The sequence below is a fragment of the Corynebacterium sp. Marseille-P4611 genome (genome assembly GCF_916618765.1).
In the GTDB taxonomy this organism is placed as follows: domain Bacteria; phylum Actinomycetota; class Actinomycetes; order Mycobacteriales; family Mycobacteriaceae; genus Corynebacterium; species Corynebacterium marquesiae.
Genome location: NZ_CAKAKD010000001.1, coordinates 1,107,470 through 1,124,350, shown reverse-complemented (window position 1 = coordinate 1,124,350; position 16,881 = coordinate 1,107,470). Strand labels below are relative to the sequence as shown.

Below are 16,881 nucleotides of genomic sequence, written 5' to 3'. Positions count from 1 at the left end.
GTCTTCATCCGCGCGGTGAGACCGCGCCACCCGAGCCTAAAGCGAGGTACACCCCAGTGCGTTTTCTCAACGATTCCCATCCGCCGTACGAATTGACCTACTCCGACGTATTTATGGTCCCGAGTCACTCCGAGGTGGGCTCGCGCCAGTCGGTAGACCTCACCACTGAGGACGGCACCGGAAATACCATCCCGCTCATCGTGGCCAATATGACCGCCGTGGCCGGGCGCCGCATGGCCGAGACCATCGCCCGGCGCGGCGGGCTGACCATCCTGCCACAGGACCTCTCCTTAGAAGCGGCCGCAGAGACCATCGCCTCTGTGAAGGCGGCGGACTTGGTCTATGACACCCCAATTACCGTCAAGCCGCACCACACCGTGGGCTATACCAGCAACCTTTTGCACAAGCGCGCCCATGGTGCCGCCATCGTGGTCGAGGGAGACATGCCCATCGGCATCATCACCCCGAAGGACCTGCGTGGGCAGGATAACTTCACCGCTGTCGGTCAATTGATGACCACCGACTTGGTCACGCTGCCGGTGGGCATTGACCCACAGGAGGCTTTTACCAAGCTGCGCAAAACCTCCCGCAAGCTGGCGCCAGTGGTCAACCCGGATGGCACCTTGGCCGGAATCCTCACGAGGAAGGGCGCGGTGAGGGCGAAGATGTACAGGCCGGGCGTCGACAAGCAAGGCCGCTTACACATCGGTGCTGCGGTGGGCATCAACGGCGATGTGGAAGGCCGCGCCCGCGCCTTGGCGGAGGCCGGTGCTGATGTGCTGGTCATCGATACCGCACACGGCCACCAGGAAAGCATGCTTACCGCGCTGCGCAAGGTCAAGGCGCTGGAACTGGGGCTTCCCATTGCTGCCGGCAATATCGTCACGGCCGAGGGCGTGCGCGAGCTGGCCGCGGCCGGCGCGGACATTATCAAGGTCGGTGTGGGCCCAGGCGCGATGTGCACCACCCGCATGCAGACTGGCGTGGGCCGCCCGCAGTTCTCGGCCGTCCTAGAGTGTGCTGCGGCCGCCCGCGAGGTAGGCGCCCACGTTTGGGCCGACGGCGGCGTGCGCGACCCGCGCGATGTCGCCCTCGCACTTGCCGCAGGTGCCTCCAATGTCATGATCGGCTCCTGGTTCGCCGGCACCTTTGAATCCCCAGGTGACCTGCACAAGGATGCCGACGGCGCCTTTTATAAAGAATCCTTCGGTATGGCGTCGCGCCGGGCGGTGCGCGGCCGCAATTCCGATACCGAGGCCTTTGAGCGCGCCCGCCGCGAGATGTTCGAAGAGGGCATTTCTACCTCTCGCATCTACCTCGACCCCGAGCACGGCGGCGTGGAGCACCTGGTGGACCGGATTGTCTCTGGCGTGCGTTCCTCGTGTACTTACGCCGGTGCCGATTCCCTAGCCGCCTTCCGCGAACGCGCCACCGTGGGCGTGCAGTCCGCCGCCGGCTTTGCCGAGGGGCAGCCACGGGCCACGAACCGCTAACAGGCTGCATGCTACGTTGACAGATATGTTGACTCGCTATGACCAAGCGGCCTCCCGCGCGGCCGCGCAGGTTATGGGGCAGTACTCCACCAGCTTCTCCCTGGCTACGCGGCTTCTGCGCGGACGGGTGCGCGCCGATATCCGCCACCTGTATGCGGTGGTGCGCATTGCAGACGAGCTTGTCGACGGCGCCGCAGCCCAAGCCCACACCGACCCCGCCGCCGCGCTGGACGCCTACGAGCAGACCATCTTGGCCGCACCGCAACGGCGACTGCACACCGACCCGATAGTGCACGCTTATGCCATCACTGCTCGCCGCTGCGGCTTCCGCCGCGAGTACCTTGCTGCCTTCTTTAGCTCCATGCGTGCGGATCTCACCCAGCGCGAGTACTCCCCATCGGAATTGCAGGACTATATCTACGGCTCAGCGGAAGTCATTGGGTTATTGTGCCTGCAAATTTTCTTGGCCGAAGAGGACGTCTCCCCCGCCGACCGCGCCGCGATGGAGCGCGGCGCCCGCGCTCTAGGGTCAGCCTTTCAGAAGATTAATTTCCTGCGTGACCTGGGTGAGGATAGCTCCACTTTGGGCCGAACCTATTTTCAGCAGGCCCCATCGGGCCGGATTGATGAGGCCACCAAGTCCGCGCTCATCGCAGAGATCCGCCAGGAGCTCGCCACCGCCGCGCTCACCATCGACGTGCTCCCGGCTTCTGCGCGGGTCGGTGTGAGCGCGGCGGCGGATATCTTTGCTGAGCTCACCAATCGCCTCGCCGCCACTCCGGCTACAGCGCTTGCCACCACGCGAGTATCCGTGCCGAACCACACCAAGGCTTGGCTCGCGGCCCGCGCGGTGCGCCGTCGCGGCCACAGCAACCTGACCCCGCCCCTAGCCGGAGATTAAGGAGAACAACATGCACGCCGTCGTCATTGGAGCCGGCATCGCCGGCCTCGCCACCGCCGCTTTGCTCGGCCGCGAGGGCTACGAGGTGACCGTCGTGGACTCGCTGGATGAGGTAGGCGGGCGCGCCGGCAGCTTTGCGGAGGCCGGCTTTCGCTGGGATACCGGCCCGTCGTGGTACCTCATGCCCGAGGCTTTCGATCACTTCTTTGCGCTGTGTGGCACCTCCACCGAGGCGGAGCTGGATCTAGTGGATCTCTCCCCCGCCTACCGCGTCTTTCATGGCGATGCGCCGGTGGACGTGCACTCCGGGATCGAGGAAGTCACCGCGCTTTTCGAGTCGCTAGAACCCGGCGCGGGGGAGAAAGTCCGCGCGTACTTGGCGCAGGCCAGCGATACCTATGAGATGGCGCTTAGGCACTTCCTTTACACCACCTTCTCCGCGCCGCTGAACCTGGTGCACCGCGATATCCGCACCCGGATTTCGCGCCTCATGGCTCTGCTGACGGTAAACCTAAAGCAGTACGTGGGCCAAACGTTTTCTGATGCCCGCCTGCGCCAAATCTTAAGCTACCCGGCGGTCTTTTTGTCCTCCGAGCCGGCCGCCGCACCGGCACTGTATTCTTTGATGAGCCACACCGACCTGGTGGAGGGCGTGCGCTACCCGCAGGGTGGCTTCGCCGCCGTGGTTCAGGCCATCTACCGGCAGGCACGGAAGTTTGGCGCCACCTTCCGCTTGGGCGAGGAGGTTACTTCCATCAAGATCGCCAACCGGCGGGTCACGGGTGTGCGCACGAATAAGGGCGCTATCCACGCCGATATTGTGGTCTCGGCGGCGGACTTGCACCATACCGAGACCCAGTTATTGCCTCCACAGCTGCGCACCTACCCAGAGCGCTATTGGGGCCGGCGCAATCCGGGCCTGGGCACCGTGCTCGTTTTGGCCGGGGTGAAGGGCGAGCTGCCAGAACTAGCACACCATACGCTGCTTTTTAGCCAGGATTGGGATCCGGATTTCCGCGCCGTCTATTCCGGTCCGGAGCCTTCCCGGCCGTTGGGTGCCTCGGAGTCCATCTACGTGTCCAAGACCTCAGCCACCGACCCGAACGTAGCGCCCGCAGGCCACGAAAACCTCTTCATTCTGGTGCCGGTGCCGGCCGCGGAGGCGCCCGGGTTCGGCAATGCCTACCACGCAGAGGAATCCGAGCGCGTTGCCGCGATTGCCGACGCCGCCCTTAACCACATTGCAGCCACGGCTGGGGTGCCGGATTTGGTAGACAGGGTCGTCGTCAAGCGCACGCTCGGCCCTGCCGATTTTGCCGAGCGCTACCATGCTTGGTCGGCCGGTTCTATTGGGCCCGCGCACACGCTGCGGCAATCGGCGTTTTTGCGCGGGCGTAATGCCTCGCGCAAGGTCGATGGACTCTATTACGCAGGAGCCACCACCGTGCCGGGCGTGGGCGTGCCGATGTGTCTGATTTCGGCCGAAAACATTATTAAGCGCCTGCGCGGCGATAAATCCGCAGGGCCACTTTCGCACTAGCCCAGGCACGGCAAAAGCCGCCAGCCACGTGGGCTGACGGCTAGAGATTGGCCGCTGGGCTGCTACTTCTGCTCTGGTTTAACCAGTGGGAAGAGCACGGTTTCACGGATGCCCAGGCCGGTCAGGGCCATCAGCAGGCGGTCCATGCCCATGCCGGTGCCGGCCGTAGGAGGCATGCCCTGCTCCATTGCAGCAAGGAAGTCCTCGTCCAGCACCATGGCCTCGTCATCGCCACCGGCGGCCAGGCGAGCCTGATCCTCAAAACGCTCGCGCTGGATAACCGGGTCCACCAGCTCGGAGTAGCCGGTTGCCAGCTCGAAGCCGCGGACGTAGAGATCCCACTTCTCGGTCACGCCCGGCTTGGAACGGTGCTGACGGGTCAGCGGGGAGGTCTCAACCGGGAAGTTCTTGACAAAGATGGGACCTTCCAGCTGGTCCTCACACAGGACCTCCCAGATTTCCTCCACCAACTTGCCGTGGCCCCAGCCGCCGTCCTTGGGGACGTCAAGGCCGATGACGTCGGCAATGCCCTTGAGCGTTTCGACGTCGGTATCGATGGTGACCTCCGGCTGGCCTGGGAACTTGCGCTGTAGGGCCTCATTGAGGGAGGGGTACATCTCGATTTCGGGCCACTCTTCGCCGCCGAAATCGAACTCGGTGCCATCTGCCAAGGTGACGGTGGTCGATCCAAAGACGTCGCGCGCTACGGCCTGGATGGACTCGCGCGTCATGCGGGCACAATCGTCGTAGTCGCCCCATGCAGCGTAGGTCTCGAGCATGGCGAACTCCGGCGAGTGGGAGCGGTCCACGCCCTCGTTGCGGAAGTTACGGTTGATTTCGAAGACGCGGTCAATGCCGCCGACGACGGCACGCTTCAAGTACAGCTCCGGCGCAATGCGCAGGTAGAGGTCAATATCCAACGCATTGGAGTGGGTGATAAACGGGCGAGCGGCCGCGCCACCGTGCAGGGTCTGCAGCATCGGGGTCTCGATTTCAACGAAATCCTGGCTTTCCAGGTAGTTACGCAGCGCGCGCATGACCTTCACGCGGATCATGGCGTTCTTGCGGGCCTCTTCGCGGATAATGAGGTCGTTATAGCGCTGGCGCACACGGGTATCTTCTGCCATATCGGCAAAGGACACCGGCAACGGGCGCAGGGACTTAGCGGCCATGGTCCACTCGGAGACCATGATGGACAGCTCGCCGCGGCGGGAGGAAATTACGCGGCCGCGCACGGAGATGAAATCGCCCAAGTCAACATCGGACTTCCAAGCGTCGAGGCGCTCTTTGCCCACCTCCGCTAGGGAAAGCATGGCCTGCACCTGGGTGCCGTCACCATCTTGCAGGGTGGCAAAGCACAGCTTGCCGGTATTGCGCATAAAGATAAGGCGTCCGGCAATGGCGTGGGTTACCTCGGTTTCCTCGCCTGGGGCCAGGTAGGTCACGCCTTCTTCGGCGCCCGGCTCTTCGCCCTCGGGTACAACGCGGAAATCGTGGCGCAAATCCTTCAAAGAGATGGTGCGCTCAACGGTTACCGGGTAGGCCTCTACGCCGGATTCCAGCAGGCGATCGCGCTTCTCGCGGCGGATGCGCAGCTGCTCAGGGACATCGTTTACTTCATTATTCTTCTGCTCGCTCACGTTAGCCTAGGGTAGTCGATCCCCACCGCAGCACGCGATTTAGCCCACGCCACCCTCACCCCGGAAAAGATTTACGCATAATTCACTTCACCGTCACCTCCGCGCCAACGCACAGTTACTGAGATCCCCTTATATATATGGCTGTCCCCGTGTCTAAACAATATTTTCAACCCATTTGGAGCAGTAATAATGGCGCTTAAAGGCCGCAACCTTCTCTCTAGTCTCTTTGCCTCCTCTCGTTCCAGCCTGACCTGCACCTACAAGTGCGGTAATGCTTGCTTTGGCGAGTGCGAGAACAAGTCCAATAACCCGTACTTTGCTGACCAGTTCTCCCGCCGTACCGCGCTGCGTGCGGGCAGCCTGTCCGTCGTAACCGTTGGCGGCGGTGCTGCTTTGGCGGCCTGCTCCAACCCGGATGATGCGTCTAATGAGGCTTCTTCCTCCGAGGGCAAGGGCGGCAAAACCTCTGAGGCGAACGTTGAGCTCACCTCCGCAGAGGGCATGAAATTCGACCCAGTACAGCCAAACGAGAAGGACGAAGTGGTCATCCCGGATGGCTACGAGCAGTCCGTCCTCATTGCCTGGGGCGACCCGCTGTTTGAGGACGCGCCGGAATTCGATGACAAGAACCAGACCGCCGAGGCAGCTGAGAAGCAGTTCGGCTTCAACAATGACTTTGCGGGCCTTATCGAGCACCCGGACGATGACAACCGCCTTATCTACGTCTGCTCCCACGAGTACACCACCGAGCCGCAGATGTTCCCCAACTACGATGCGGATAATCCCACCGAGGAGCAGGCCAAGATCGGCTGGGCTGGCCACGGCCACTCCATCGTGGAGGTATCTAAGGTTGGCAAGACCGGCGAGCTCAAGCGCGAGTTCGGCCCGCTCAACCGCCGCATCACCGCCACCACCGAATTCACCCTGGTGGGCCCTGCTGCCGGCTCCGATTACGTCAAGACCTCCGCCGATAAGACCGGCAAGAAGGTCAAGGGCACCCTGAATAACTGCTCCGGCGGCATCACTCCGTGGAATACCATGCTTTCTGGCGAAGAGAACTTTGACCAGTACTTCGCCCACGCCAAGCTGGATGACAAGAAGGCGCAGGAGTCCCTGGAGCGCTTCGGCATGGAAGACGGCGAGTCCCAGCGCAAGTGGGAGCGCTTTGATAAGCGCTTCGACGTCTCCAAGGAGCCGAACGAGCCGAACCGCTTTGGCTGGATCGTAGAAATCAACCCGCTGGACCCGAAGTCCACTCCGGTCAAGCACACCGCGCTGGGTCGCTTCAAGCACGAGGCCGGCAACATCCACATCGCATCCGACGGCACCGTCGTGTGCTACTCCGGCGATGACTCCCGCTTCGAGTACATCTACAAGTTCATCTCCACCAAGAAGTACAAAGAAGGCGACATCGAGCACAACCTCACCATCTTGGACCACGGCACCCTGTACGTGGCCAAGGTAGAGGGCAACTCCCCAGAGGACGAGATTGACGGCTCCGGCGTGCTGCCAGAGGATGGCGCCTTTGACGGCAAGGGCGAATGGATCAAGCTGCTGACCTCCGATACGGAGAACAACAAGTTCGAGTCTCACGTTGATGGCATGTCTGCCGAAGAGGTTGCCGTCTACACCCGTGAGGCTGCCGATAAGGTGGGCGCCACCAAGATGGACCGCCCTGAGGATATGCAGGTTCACCCGGACTCCGAGAAGGTCTACGTGTCCCTGACCAACAATAAATACCGCGGCGCTACCGGCGAGAATGCCAAGAAGAACAAGGAAGAGCCGATGGAGTGGGCTCCTATCAAGGAGAACAAGAACGGCCTGGTCATGGAGATTGAAGATGACCACGCTGGCGAGAAGTTCACCTGGAACCTCTTCTTGGTCTGTGGTGACCCGAAGGAGGCCAATACCTACTTTGGTGGCTTTGACAAGGAGAAGGTATCCCCGATTTCCTGCCCGGATAACCTGGCCTTTGATAGCCACGGCAACCTATGGATCTCCACCGACGGCAACGCCCTTGAGTCGAACGATGGTCTCTACGCGGTGACCACCGAAGGCGATACCCGCGGCGAGCTCAAGTGCTTCCTGACGGTCCCGGCAGGTGCCGAGACCTGCGGCCCCATCGTCACCGATGAGCGTGTGATGGTTAACGTTCAGCACCCAGGTGAAACCGATGACGCTACCTTTGAAAAGCAGACCTCCCACTGGCCAGAGGGTGGCAAGTCCACCCCTCGCCCAGCAGTGGTTGTGGTGTGGAAGAAGGACGGCAACATCGGCGTCGATAAGAAGTAAGCACCACCTGGTTTAAGCACCCGCCGCGCGGCCCTCGTTCCTCCACTGGAACTGGGGCCGCGCTGTTGTTTTCCTGCCGGCAGCATGAGGTACTGCGCCGCCTGCGCCTTCCAAATATAAATCCACCCGCCGGTCTCCCCCACGGGCTAATACCTATGTGAGTTATGGCATACTAACCGCACGTGTGAGACACGCCACCTGACCGCCCATGAGGAGACGCACACCATGAACTCTCTTGTCCTCGCCATCATCGGCATTGCGATGATGGGCGCCGGCTATCTGCTCTATTCCAAGGTCCTAGGAAAGAGCATTTTCCGGCTATCCCCGAACTACTCCACCCCGGCCCACACCATGGAAGACGGCGTGGACTTTGTGCCCACCAATAAATACGTCCTGTGGGGCCACCACTTCACGTCCGTGGCGGGCGCCGCGCCCATCATTGGTCCGGCCGTAGCCGTCATCTGGGGCTGGGTTCCGGCGTTTCTCTGGGTCACCCTCGGCACCATCTTCTTTGCCGGCATGCACGATTTAGGTGCGCTGTGGGCGTCGCAGCGCCACAAGGGCCAGTCCATCGGCACTTTGTCCGGGCGCTACATTGGCAAGCGCGGGCGCAACCTCTTCCTCATCGTCATCTTCCTGCTGCTGTTGATGGTGAATGCGGCCTTCGCCGTGGTCATTTCGAACCTGCTGGTCTCCACCCCTACGGCCGTTATCCCCACGTGGGGTGCCATCGTCGTCGCGCTGCTTATCGGCCAGGCCATCTACCGCCTGAATTGGAACCTGCCGCTGGTCTCCATCGTGGGCGTTGTCGCGCTCTACGCGTTGATGATCATCGGTGACCGTGTGCCTGTGGTCCTACCAGATACTGTCCTGGGCATCCCCGCCAACGGCGTGTGGATCATCTTGTTATTCATCTACGCCTTCATCGCTTCGCTGCTGCCGGTGTGGGTGTTGCTGCAGCCGCGCGACTACATCAACGGCCTCCAGCTCTTTGTGGGCCTGGCCATCTTGTACGGATCCTTCCTCATTACCCGCCCTTCGCTGGCCGCACCGGCGCTGCGCGATAACGTGCCGGACGGCACCCCGGGCATCTTCCCGCTGCTCTTTGTCACCATCGCCTGCGGCGCTATTTCCGGCTTCCACGGCGTGGTGGCCTCCGGCACCTCGTCCAAGCAGGTGGATAAGGAAACTGACGTGCGCTTTGTGGGGTACTTCGGCGCCGTGGGCGAGGGCTTGCTCGCGCTGGGCACCATCATCGCCACCACCGCGGGCTTTAAGTCCGTGCAGCAGTGGGAAGAAATCTACTCCGAGTGGAATGCCGGCGGCGTGGAGGCCTTCGTGCACGGCGGCGGCGCGCTCATGAATGAGGGCATGGGCATTCCCACGTCCCTCTCCGGCACCATCTTGGCCACCATGGCCGTGCTCTTTGCCGCTACCACCATGGACTCGGGCGTGCGTCTGCAGCGCCTAGTGGTACAAGAAATTGGCGAGATCATGGGCGTGCGCATCAAGGCCTTGGCCGCCACCGTCATCGCGGTGGGCTTGGCCTTCGGCCTGACCTTCTCTGCCGGCGCGGATGGCTCCGGCGGCATGACCATCTGGCCGCTATTCGGCACTACCAACCAGCTCATGGCGGGCCTTTCCTTGGCCATCGTGGTGGTCATCCTGACCCACCTGCGCCGGCCGACGTGGCCGGTGGTCATACCGCTCATCTTCGTTACCGCCATGTCACTGTGGGCCGCACTGCTCCAGCTGAAGTCCCTCTTTACCAGCCAGAACTGGCTGCTATTCTGCATGGACGTCATCATCGTGGTCGCCGCCATCTGGGTCATTGTGGAAGCCGTCGGCGCCATCTCCCGCGCCCGCAAGGAGACCCCGCTGGAGTGGACCGATGATGACCTTGACGCCCCACTGCCCGAGCATGCTCGACAAGCTTAAGGCACTTGCGGCCGGGCTCAATGAGTACTACCAGGCCCCGTATCGTGCCAGCTTTGCCAAGGCCCAGCAGCAAGAAGATGATCTCTTCCTGATGCTGGTCGCCTCGGAGGCGCTCGGCATCCCCAACCCCGCCAGCTACTACACCCTGGAGCTTTTGCCGTTGGTCTATGAGGATTTCCACGCCTGGCATACCCGCATGGGAATGGATAAATCCCCGCTGGAGAATATTCAATGTTGTTAGAGACCGCACCCATCATGTTCTTTGGAGGCAAGGGCGGGGTGGGTAAAACCACCCTGGCCACCGCCACCGCGCTGCGCCTGTCCCGCAATCACCGCGTCTGCCTGGTGTCCACGGACCCGGCGCATAACCTGGGGCATATTTTTGGCGCCTCGCTTGGCGACGCCCCCGTAGACCTCACCCCTACCCTGTCTGCCATCGAGATCGACCCTGCGCGCGCGACCGAGCAACACCTAGCGCAAGTAGGGAACTCGATGCGCCGCTTTATGCCCGAACACCTCCATGGCGAGGTGAAAAAGCACCTCGACCTAGCCCGGCAATCGCCCGGCACACAGGAGGCGGCGCTATTGGAGCGCATAGCGGCGCTGGTCGTGGAGGAGTCGGACTTCGACTACCTCATCTTCGATACCGCACCCTCAGGGCATACCTCGCGGCTGATGGCCTTGCCGGAGATCATGGCCGCCTATACCGATGGATTGCTCTCCCGGCGCGAGAAATCCGATAAATTCGGCTCGCTGGTGCGCGGGATGTCTAACGTCAGCGGCGCGGATAATGACCCGGTGGACCGGCGCAATCAGGAGATTCGCGCCACGCTTTTCCAGCGCCGCGAGCGCTTTGCCCAGCTGCGCACCGCTCTTACCTCCCCACGCACCGTGTTCCACATCGTGCTCACCGCCGAGCGCCTGCCCGTGCTGGAATCTGCCGAGTTTCATGCGGACCTCACGAGCAACGGTGTGCGGGTGGGATCCATGCTGGTTAACCGGCGCACCCCGGCCGACCAAGGCGAGTTCTTAGCCGCCCGGCGCGCCGCCGAGGATGAGGCACTCGCACTCCTACGCGCCCAGCTGCCCGATACCCCGGTGCGCGAGGTTCCGTGGTTGCCGGAGGAAGTGGGGACTCCGGGGGCCGTCGGCAAGCTGGCGGCCCATCTCTAGCTCCACCCGCCCGCGCCGCTGTGGGCTCGGGTCTGCTAAAACCGAAACTATGACTTTGCTCACCAACGAATACCTATCCCACTTGCGCGAGGAGGCCGCGGCCGATTCCCGGCTGCGCATCGCGCGCAACGCCATTACCAACGTCGGGGCAGCCAAGGCGGCCCTAGACCGCGACCGTATTACGGCGCTCTACCCCACCACCGAGATCAAGCTGGATAGCTTGGGCGTATCGGACCAGAAGCGCTCGGGCCGCTGCTGGATGTTCGCGGCGCTGAACGTCTTCCGTCACCGCGCGGCCAAGGAACTCAATGTAGATAACTTCGAATTCTCCTTCACCTACCTGCAGTACTTTGACAAGCTGGAACGCGCCAATCTGGTGCTCAACCAATTGCTGGATAAAAAAGACGCCGGCTGGGACGAGCGCACCGTCGCCGCGGTGCTCGACCACGCAGGGGCCGATGGCGGCTGGTGGTGCTTCTTTAGCAACCTCGTAGCCAAGTACGGCGCCGTCCCTGCCGAGGCCATGCCGGAGGTGCGCTCGTCTGGAAATACCGCGGAGATGAACCGCGACCTGGCCACCGTGGTGCGCCGCGCCGCCGCACAGGACGGCCCGCGCGAAGACATCCTCGCCCAGGCGCGCAAGGATATCCACCGCATCCTGGCCATCCACCTGGGCACCCCACCGGAGGAATTTACTTGGGCGTATCGCACCAAGGACGAGCAATTCGTGCGCCTGCACTCCACCCCGCGCGAGTTTGCCGATAAATACCTGCCGAACTTGGACGAGTACGTGGTGCTGGCCGATGACCCCCGCTCCACCAACCCCAAGCATCGCGTGTTCAGCAGCGCCGAGGAGACCAATGTGTTGGGCGGCGTTCCGCAGGAGTACCTCAACGTCAGCGCGGCCGAGCTGAAGGAAACTGCCAAGCGCAGCCTGGCGGCCGGCGAGCCGGTGTGGTTTAGCTGCGATGTCAACCGCCAGTTCTCCTTCCTCAACGGCGTATGGGACGAGGGATTGGTAGATACCGATGGCCTTTACGGCATCGATTCCTCCATGAGCAAGGAGGAGCGTTTTACCTCCGGCGAGACCGCGCCCACCCACGCGATGGTTCTCACCGGCGTCGATGGCGACCGCGTCTGGCGCGTAGAGAACTCCTGGGGCTCTAAGCCGCCACGCAAGGACGATGGCGAGGATGTGCCCGGTAAGGGCTTTGCCACGATGGCCGATGCCTGGTTTGACCAGAACGTCTTCCACATCGCCGTCCGCAAGGAGCACCTGAGCGACGAGCTGGCCCAGGCTCTTGCCACCGAACCGATTGAGCTTCCCCTCTGGGACCGGATGAACTAAGGAGAATCGAGAAATGTCAGAGATTAACCCGAACGAGGTTCATGCCGCTACTGCCGAGCTCACCAGCGATGCCGCTCTGCGCCTGGTACGCAATGGGGTGGCCCAGGAGGGCGTCGACAAGCTCAGCCTCGACCGTGAGCAATTGCGCACCCTTACCCCGGTAACCAGCCATAAGCTAGATTCCTGGGGCGTGGCCGACCAGAAGGCTTCGGGCCGCTGCTGGATTTTTGCCGGCCTCAATTCCCTGCGCGGCGGCCTGATGGACAAGGCCAAGCTCAAGGATTTTGAGCTTTCCCAGACCTATATTTACTTCTTTGACAAGCTGGAAAAGGCCAATTGGTTCCTTACCGCCATGGCTGAGCTCAAGGACCGCGATATTAAGGACCGCACCGTAACCAAGCTCATGGATGATCCCATCGATGACGGCGGCCAATGGTCCATGTTCGTCGCCCTGGTGGAAAAATACGGCGTCGTGCCGCAGTACGCCATGCCAGAAACCGCGTCTTCCGAGGCCACGGCGATGCTTAACCGCAACCTGCAGACCGTGCTGCGCCGTGCCGCCCACCAGATCCGCAGCGGCGAAGAGGGTGCGCATAAGCAGGCGCTTGCCGACGTCTACCGGATCCTCACCGCCAACCTGGGCCTGCCACCCGAGGACTTTGTATGGCAGTATCGCGATAAGGATGATGAGTTCCACCGCGCAGGCACCTATACCCCACAGGAGTTTGCCCAGGAATACCTGCCTGCGGACCTAGGCGAGTACGTGTGCGTGGTCAACGATCCGCGCAATGCCTATGGCGAGCTCTACACCGTGGAGTACCTGGGCAACGTGGCAGGTAAGCGCGTGACCTATTTGAACGCGCCTGTGGAGGTGCTGCGCGATGCCGCGCGTGCCTCCATCGAAGACGGCCAGCCGGTCTGGTTCGGCTGCGATACCGACCAGCAATCTGATGATGAGCACGGCGTGTGGGCCAAGCACCTGCACGATTATGAGGCCTTCTACGGCGTGAAGATGGATCTGGACAAGGCGCAGCGTTTGCGCCTGCACGAGTCCATGATGACCCACGCGATGGTCTTTACCGGCGCCGATATCGAAGAAGACGGCACCGTCAATCGCTGGCGCGTAGAGAATTCCTGGGGCCCGAAAAAGGCCGATAAGGGCTTTTGGACCATGGCCGATGACTGGTTCGACGAGTTCGTCTTCGAAATCGCCGTGCACCCCTCCCGCCTGCCGGAACAATACCAAGCGGCGTTGCAGTCCGAGTCCGTGACCACCCTGCCGGCCTGGGATCCGATGGGAGCGTTGGCCCGTTAAGCCTGCGGCACGCTAAGACTGCGGCGTGCCAAGGCGGCGCACATAGAGCATGCACACTAAGTCGCGGTCCTCGTTGACCGCGATGGTGCGCTCGCCCACCTGGGTGAAACCGCGGCTGTCATAGAACTGATAAGTGCAGCCGTCATCGGTAAACAAATAGGCATTCTTTCCCTCATGACGGGCTTCGAAGGCCTCGAGCAGCGCCGTGCCCACGCCGCTCACGCCGGAATTGGGAGCCGCGACGAGGAAGCCGATTTCGCCATCAATGGGGTGCTTACCCAAGTACTTGAGCAGCATGTCCTGATTGGCGGCATCGTAATCATCGCGGTGTCCGCCTGGGCGCAGGTTGTTGAAGATTTCCACCGCGCGGACATAGGCCTTGCGCCACCAGGGATATGGCAGCGCGGGCTTGCCCTTCATGGAGGCCAACAGCACGCCGAGGAAGCGGTCGCCATCATAAGCGGCCAAGATATCGGTGGCCTTGGCGCGCTCTAAATCCCAAAAGTAGCGGCCATAGGCGCGCTCAAAGCGCGGGTTCTTCACAAACCAGTGCAGGTGCATGCCCTCGATGGCAAAAGAAATGGCTTTGGGCTCATCGCGCGGGTCAAGGTCGCGGATCTGGATATCGGTCATTAGTCCTCCGATGGCTGCTGGGAAGCGGTATCCTGCGCGCGTTGTTGCTCGCGCTCGAGCTCGGCCTTGGCTTCGTGCTCTTCAATATTATTAAAGCCGATTCCCAGCGGCAGGCCCACATTATCGATGAGGCGGACGCCGCCGATTGTCGCGGCGACGAGCAAGCGGGCATCACCCTCCTCGGGAGGGGTGCCGAGGTCGCGACCGCGCACCTCGAGGTAGTCCGGCTCAACGCCTGCTGCGCGCAGGACTTCCGCGGCGACCTCGCGGACTTTCTCCGCACCGGCTTCGGCGGCATGCGCGCCGGCGGTCAGCGCGGCGGATAGGGCGGCTGCTTGGTCACGGGATCCGGCCGGGACGTTGGTATTGCGCAGGCTCATCACCACGCCATCGGGCATGCGTACGGCGGGCACGCCCTGCACGCGCACGCCTAAGTGGAAGTCTTGGACCGCGTGGTGGATGGCGAGGAGGAGCTCATAGTCCTTTTCGCCAAGGAGGACGTCGGTAGGCGAAAGCGTCAGGATGAGCGCAAGGTACAGGGAGAGGCCCTCGCTGAGGTCCGGCTCGAGGGCAGTCGCGGCGTCGACAGGGGCCACGGCGATCCGGCGGCCGTGTGGCCACAAGGAATCTGTTGAGTAATTCCAGACAATGTCCACGCCCTCGGCGCGTAGGAGCTCAAGGTCCTCCTCGTGTGGGGACTGCAGGGCCACGACGGTAACCGCGCCGCGGATGTGCTTGGCCGCGCGCACCAGCGCGATATGGCCGGCGTGCACGCCGTTGGTCAGCGGCACGAAGGCCACCGGACGGCCAGTCTTATGAAAGGCGCTGCCAACCATACGGATGCGCTCAATCTCACTGATGACGGTGGCGTTTCCCAGCTCTAGGCTCATCGGCTCTCCTCTTGTAGGGCCCACATTTCCAGCTCCTCGCGGCCGTCCACCTCACCTAGGCGGCGGGCAACCTCCACATAACTGCGGCGCAGGCCAGGGTCGGTGGCGCCACGGTAGGCGGCGATGATTTCTTCGGTGTCCATGTCCTCACCCACCAGGGGTGGCTCTTCTGAGGGCGAGAGGAAATGAGCATCAACTGCAGCAGAGATATGCAAGCGCCGAAGCATTTCGGCATAGTAGGCGCGGGCAGCGAAGGGGGCACGTTCGGCGTCGGAAAGCGCTACGGTTTCGCCGCGGAACTCGGTGATATTGAGCTCCACTACAGTCTCGCCCAGCTCGTCCAGGGTGGTCACGGCCCAGCGCATATGTGCAAATGGGGCGAGTGCCGCAACGACACACCCGCGGGTTTCTAGCGGATCTAGCACTTGGACACCGCGCGAGAGGCAGGTGTGGAAAACGATTAATCCGCGATGTACGTGTGGCTCAAGCAACTCCACGGTAGCTTCCAGGCGGGAATCGCCCACGGCGATAATGAGAGTTTCGAAGGAAGAAAGCTCGGCTGGGTCCGAAAGCATCTGCACCTCATGGCCGGCGCGTTCCATGGCATTGGCCAAGGTAAAGCCGGCCAGGCTCCGGCCAAAAAGAGCTACCCGCATGCGTGGCGGGCGCATTTATTTGTCCTTCTTTTTCTTTGCCTGCGCCAGCAGCTCGGCCACGGAGACCGCCCCTTCGCGCTTATCGTCGCTGCGACGGCGTCCGCGTGTCTGCTCCTCCGGCTGAGGTTCAGCCGCACGGTGATGCGGGCGGGCTGCCTTCTGGCGTACTGGTTCGGCCGATTCCGGAGCCACATGTTGACCCGAGCCTGGATATTCCGCGCGTTCATCGCGCTGTGGTGCCGGCTGCTGCGGAATGTCCTGGGTCTCATCATTGGCCTTGGTGGCAGCCTCCGGCTTGCGGTGGCTGCCATGGTGCTCGCTGGAGGCGGAAGCGTGGGTGGTCTTCAGGGAATCATCGCCGCCGGTATCCCAGCGCACGGCCTGGAAGCCACCAGTATTGAAGGCGGAGGCACCAGAAGTCTTGCCGGAGGTACGCTGCGCGCGGGTCTTTTCGCTAATGATGTCATTAAGCGGGTTGGACTCGGCGTGCGCCGCGGACGGCTGGTTACCCAAGCGGCCGGCGATGGCATCGGTGGACGGGGCGCCGGAAGAGGACTGGGTGAAGTCCACATTGCCCTCCTCAGAGCCAGGGCGAGCAGCGGCCGCAGTCTGGGCCTCGAGCTGCATGATGCGGCGCGCCTCGGCGTGCAGAGCGGCCGGTTCATAGGTGAAGTTCTGGCCGGAAAGATCCTCGATCTGCTTGCGGATGGAAGCCAGCTCGGTGCGGATTTCATCCAGCAGTTCCTGATCCGGCAGCGGCTGGCCATCGGCTGTGCGGGCTTGCTTGAGCTCGGCGCGGTGAGCGCGCTCCTGCAGCTCCAGCTTGGTTACGGACTCCTCAGCCTGGCGGCGATAGCGCATGACCAAGAAGAAGCCGAGCACGGCGGCCCACAGGGCAGCAATGAGGGCAATCTTGAGCGCGGCGGCAGAGCCGGAAATCAGCATGACGATGCTGGCCACCACGGCCAGCACCACGAGGACGATAAGGCCGATCTGGCCCAAGTCCGGCTTGGTCGTCTTGGCGGAAGTATTGCTAGAAGAAGAGCGAGGCTCAGTCATGCT

The 16,881-nt window shown here is 62.5% G+C and carries 14 protein-coding genes; 9 read left to right on the top strand and 5 right to left on the bottom strand.

The annotated features are described in order from the left end of the window. Positions 1–56 precede the first annotated feature (56 nt). Genes LG376_RS05435 through crtI form a run of 3 tightly spaced genes read left to right on the top strand, consistent with a single transcriptional unit; the run spans position 57 to position 3,934 of the window. Positions 57–1,493 (top strand): GuaB1 family IMP dehydrogenase-related protein, encoded by a 1,437-nt coding sequence (locus tag LG376_RS05435; protein ID WP_049377893.1) that lies wholly within the window; start codon positions 57–59, stop codon positions 1,491–1,493. A gap of 25 nt (positions 1,494–1,518) precedes the next feature. Beyond that, positions 1,519–2,394 (top strand): squalene/phytoene synthase family protein, encoded by an 876-nt coding sequence (locus LG376_RS05430; protein WP_225746414.1) that lies wholly within the window; start codon positions 1,519–1,521, stop codon positions 2,392–2,394. 10 nt (positions 2,395–2,404) lie between these two features. After that, positions 2,405–3,934 (top strand): phytoene desaturase family protein, encoded by a 1,530-nt coding sequence (gene crtI / locus LG376_RS05425; protein ID WP_225746413.1) that lies wholly within the window; start codon positions 2,405–2,407, stop codon positions 3,932–3,934. Between the two features lie 62 nt (positions 3,935–3,996). Here crtI and lysS read toward each other — a convergent pair whose 3' ends face one another. After that, on the bottom strand, positions 3,997–5,574 hold the full coding sequence (lysS, locus tag LG376_RS05420; protein ID WP_225746412.1) for a lysine--tRNA ligase: 1,578 nt from the start codon (positions 5,572–5,574) through the stop codon (positions 3,997–3,999). Positions 5,575–5,763: 189 nt separating this feature from the next. Here lysS and LG376_RS05415 point away from each other — a divergent pair, with 189 nt between their 5' ends. From LG376_RS05415 to LG376_RS05390, 6 genes are all read left to right on the top strand, one after another. Then, positions 5,764–7,866, top strand: coding sequence for a PhoX family phosphatase (locus LG376_RS05415; RefSeq protein ID WP_225746411.1), 2,103 nt, complete (start codon positions 5,764–5,766; stop codon positions 7,864–7,866). A gap of 225 nt (positions 7,867–8,091) precedes the next feature. Beyond that, positions 8,092–9,804 (top strand): carbon starvation protein A, encoded by a 1,713-nt coding sequence (locus LG376_RS05410; RefSeq protein ID WP_225746410.1) that lies wholly within the window; start codon positions 8,092–8,094, stop codon positions 9,802–9,804. Next, positions 9,788–10,045, top strand: coding sequence for a cory-CC-star protein (locus tag LG376_RS05405; RefSeq protein ID WP_198492073.1), 258 nt, complete (start codon positions 9,788–9,790; stop codon positions 10,043–10,045). Before LG376_RS05410 ends, LG376_RS05405 begins: the two co-directional genes overlap by 17 nt. Then, a complete protein-coding gene (locus LG376_RS05400; RefSeq protein ID WP_225746409.1) occupies positions 10,036–10,977 on the top strand; it encodes an ArsA family ATPase in 942 nt (313 codons plus the stop codon). The genes LG376_RS05405 and LG376_RS05400 overlap by 10 nt, the downstream gene beginning before the upstream one ends. Before the next feature lie 49 nt (positions 10,978–11,026). Beyond that, the gene (locus LG376_RS05395; RefSeq protein WP_225746408.1) at positions 11,027–12,325 is read left to right on the top strand and encodes an aminopeptidase C; all 1,299 of its coding nucleotides are present in this window, start codon (positions 11,027–11,029) and stop codon (positions 12,323–12,325) included. Positions 12,326–12,338: 13 nt separating this feature from the next. Next, entirely contained in the window at positions 12,339–13,640 is a 1,302-nt protein-coding gene (locus LG376_RS05390) for an aminopeptidase C (RefSeq protein WP_225746407.1), read from the top strand. A gap of 12 nt (positions 13,641–13,652) precedes the next feature. On the opposite strand, the gene LG376_RS05385 is transcribed toward LG376_RS05390, so the two are convergent. Genes LG376_RS05385 through LG376_RS05370 form a run of 4 tightly spaced genes read right to left on the bottom strand, consistent with a single transcriptional unit; the run spans position 13,653 to position 16,878 of the window. Next, the gene (locus tag LG376_RS05385) at positions 13,653–14,273 is read right to left on the bottom strand and encodes a hypothetical protein (RefSeq protein WP_049377902.1); all 621 of its coding nucleotides are present in this window, start codon (positions 14,271–14,273) and stop codon (positions 13,653–13,655) included. Beyond that, positions 14,273–15,163: a pantoate--beta-alanine ligase gene (locus tag LG376_RS05380; protein ID WP_225746406.1), complete on the bottom strand. Its 891-nt coding sequence runs from the start codon at positions 15,161–15,163 to the stop codon at positions 14,273–14,275. The genes LG376_RS05385 and LG376_RS05380 overlap by 1 nt, the downstream gene beginning before the upstream one ends. Then, positions 15,160–15,834, bottom strand: a complete 675-nt coding sequence (locus LG376_RS05375; protein ID WP_225746405.1) for a hypothetical protein — start codon at positions 15,832–15,834, stop codon at positions 15,160–15,162. The genes LG376_RS05380 and LG376_RS05375 overlap by 4 nt, the downstream gene beginning before the upstream one ends. Further along, on the bottom strand, positions 15,835–16,878 hold the full coding sequence (locus LG376_RS05370; RefSeq protein ID WP_049377904.1) for a DUF6779 domain-containing protein: 1,044 nt from the start codon (positions 16,876–16,878) through the stop codon (positions 15,835–15,837). Between the last annotated feature and the right edge of the window lie 3 nt (positions 16,879–16,881).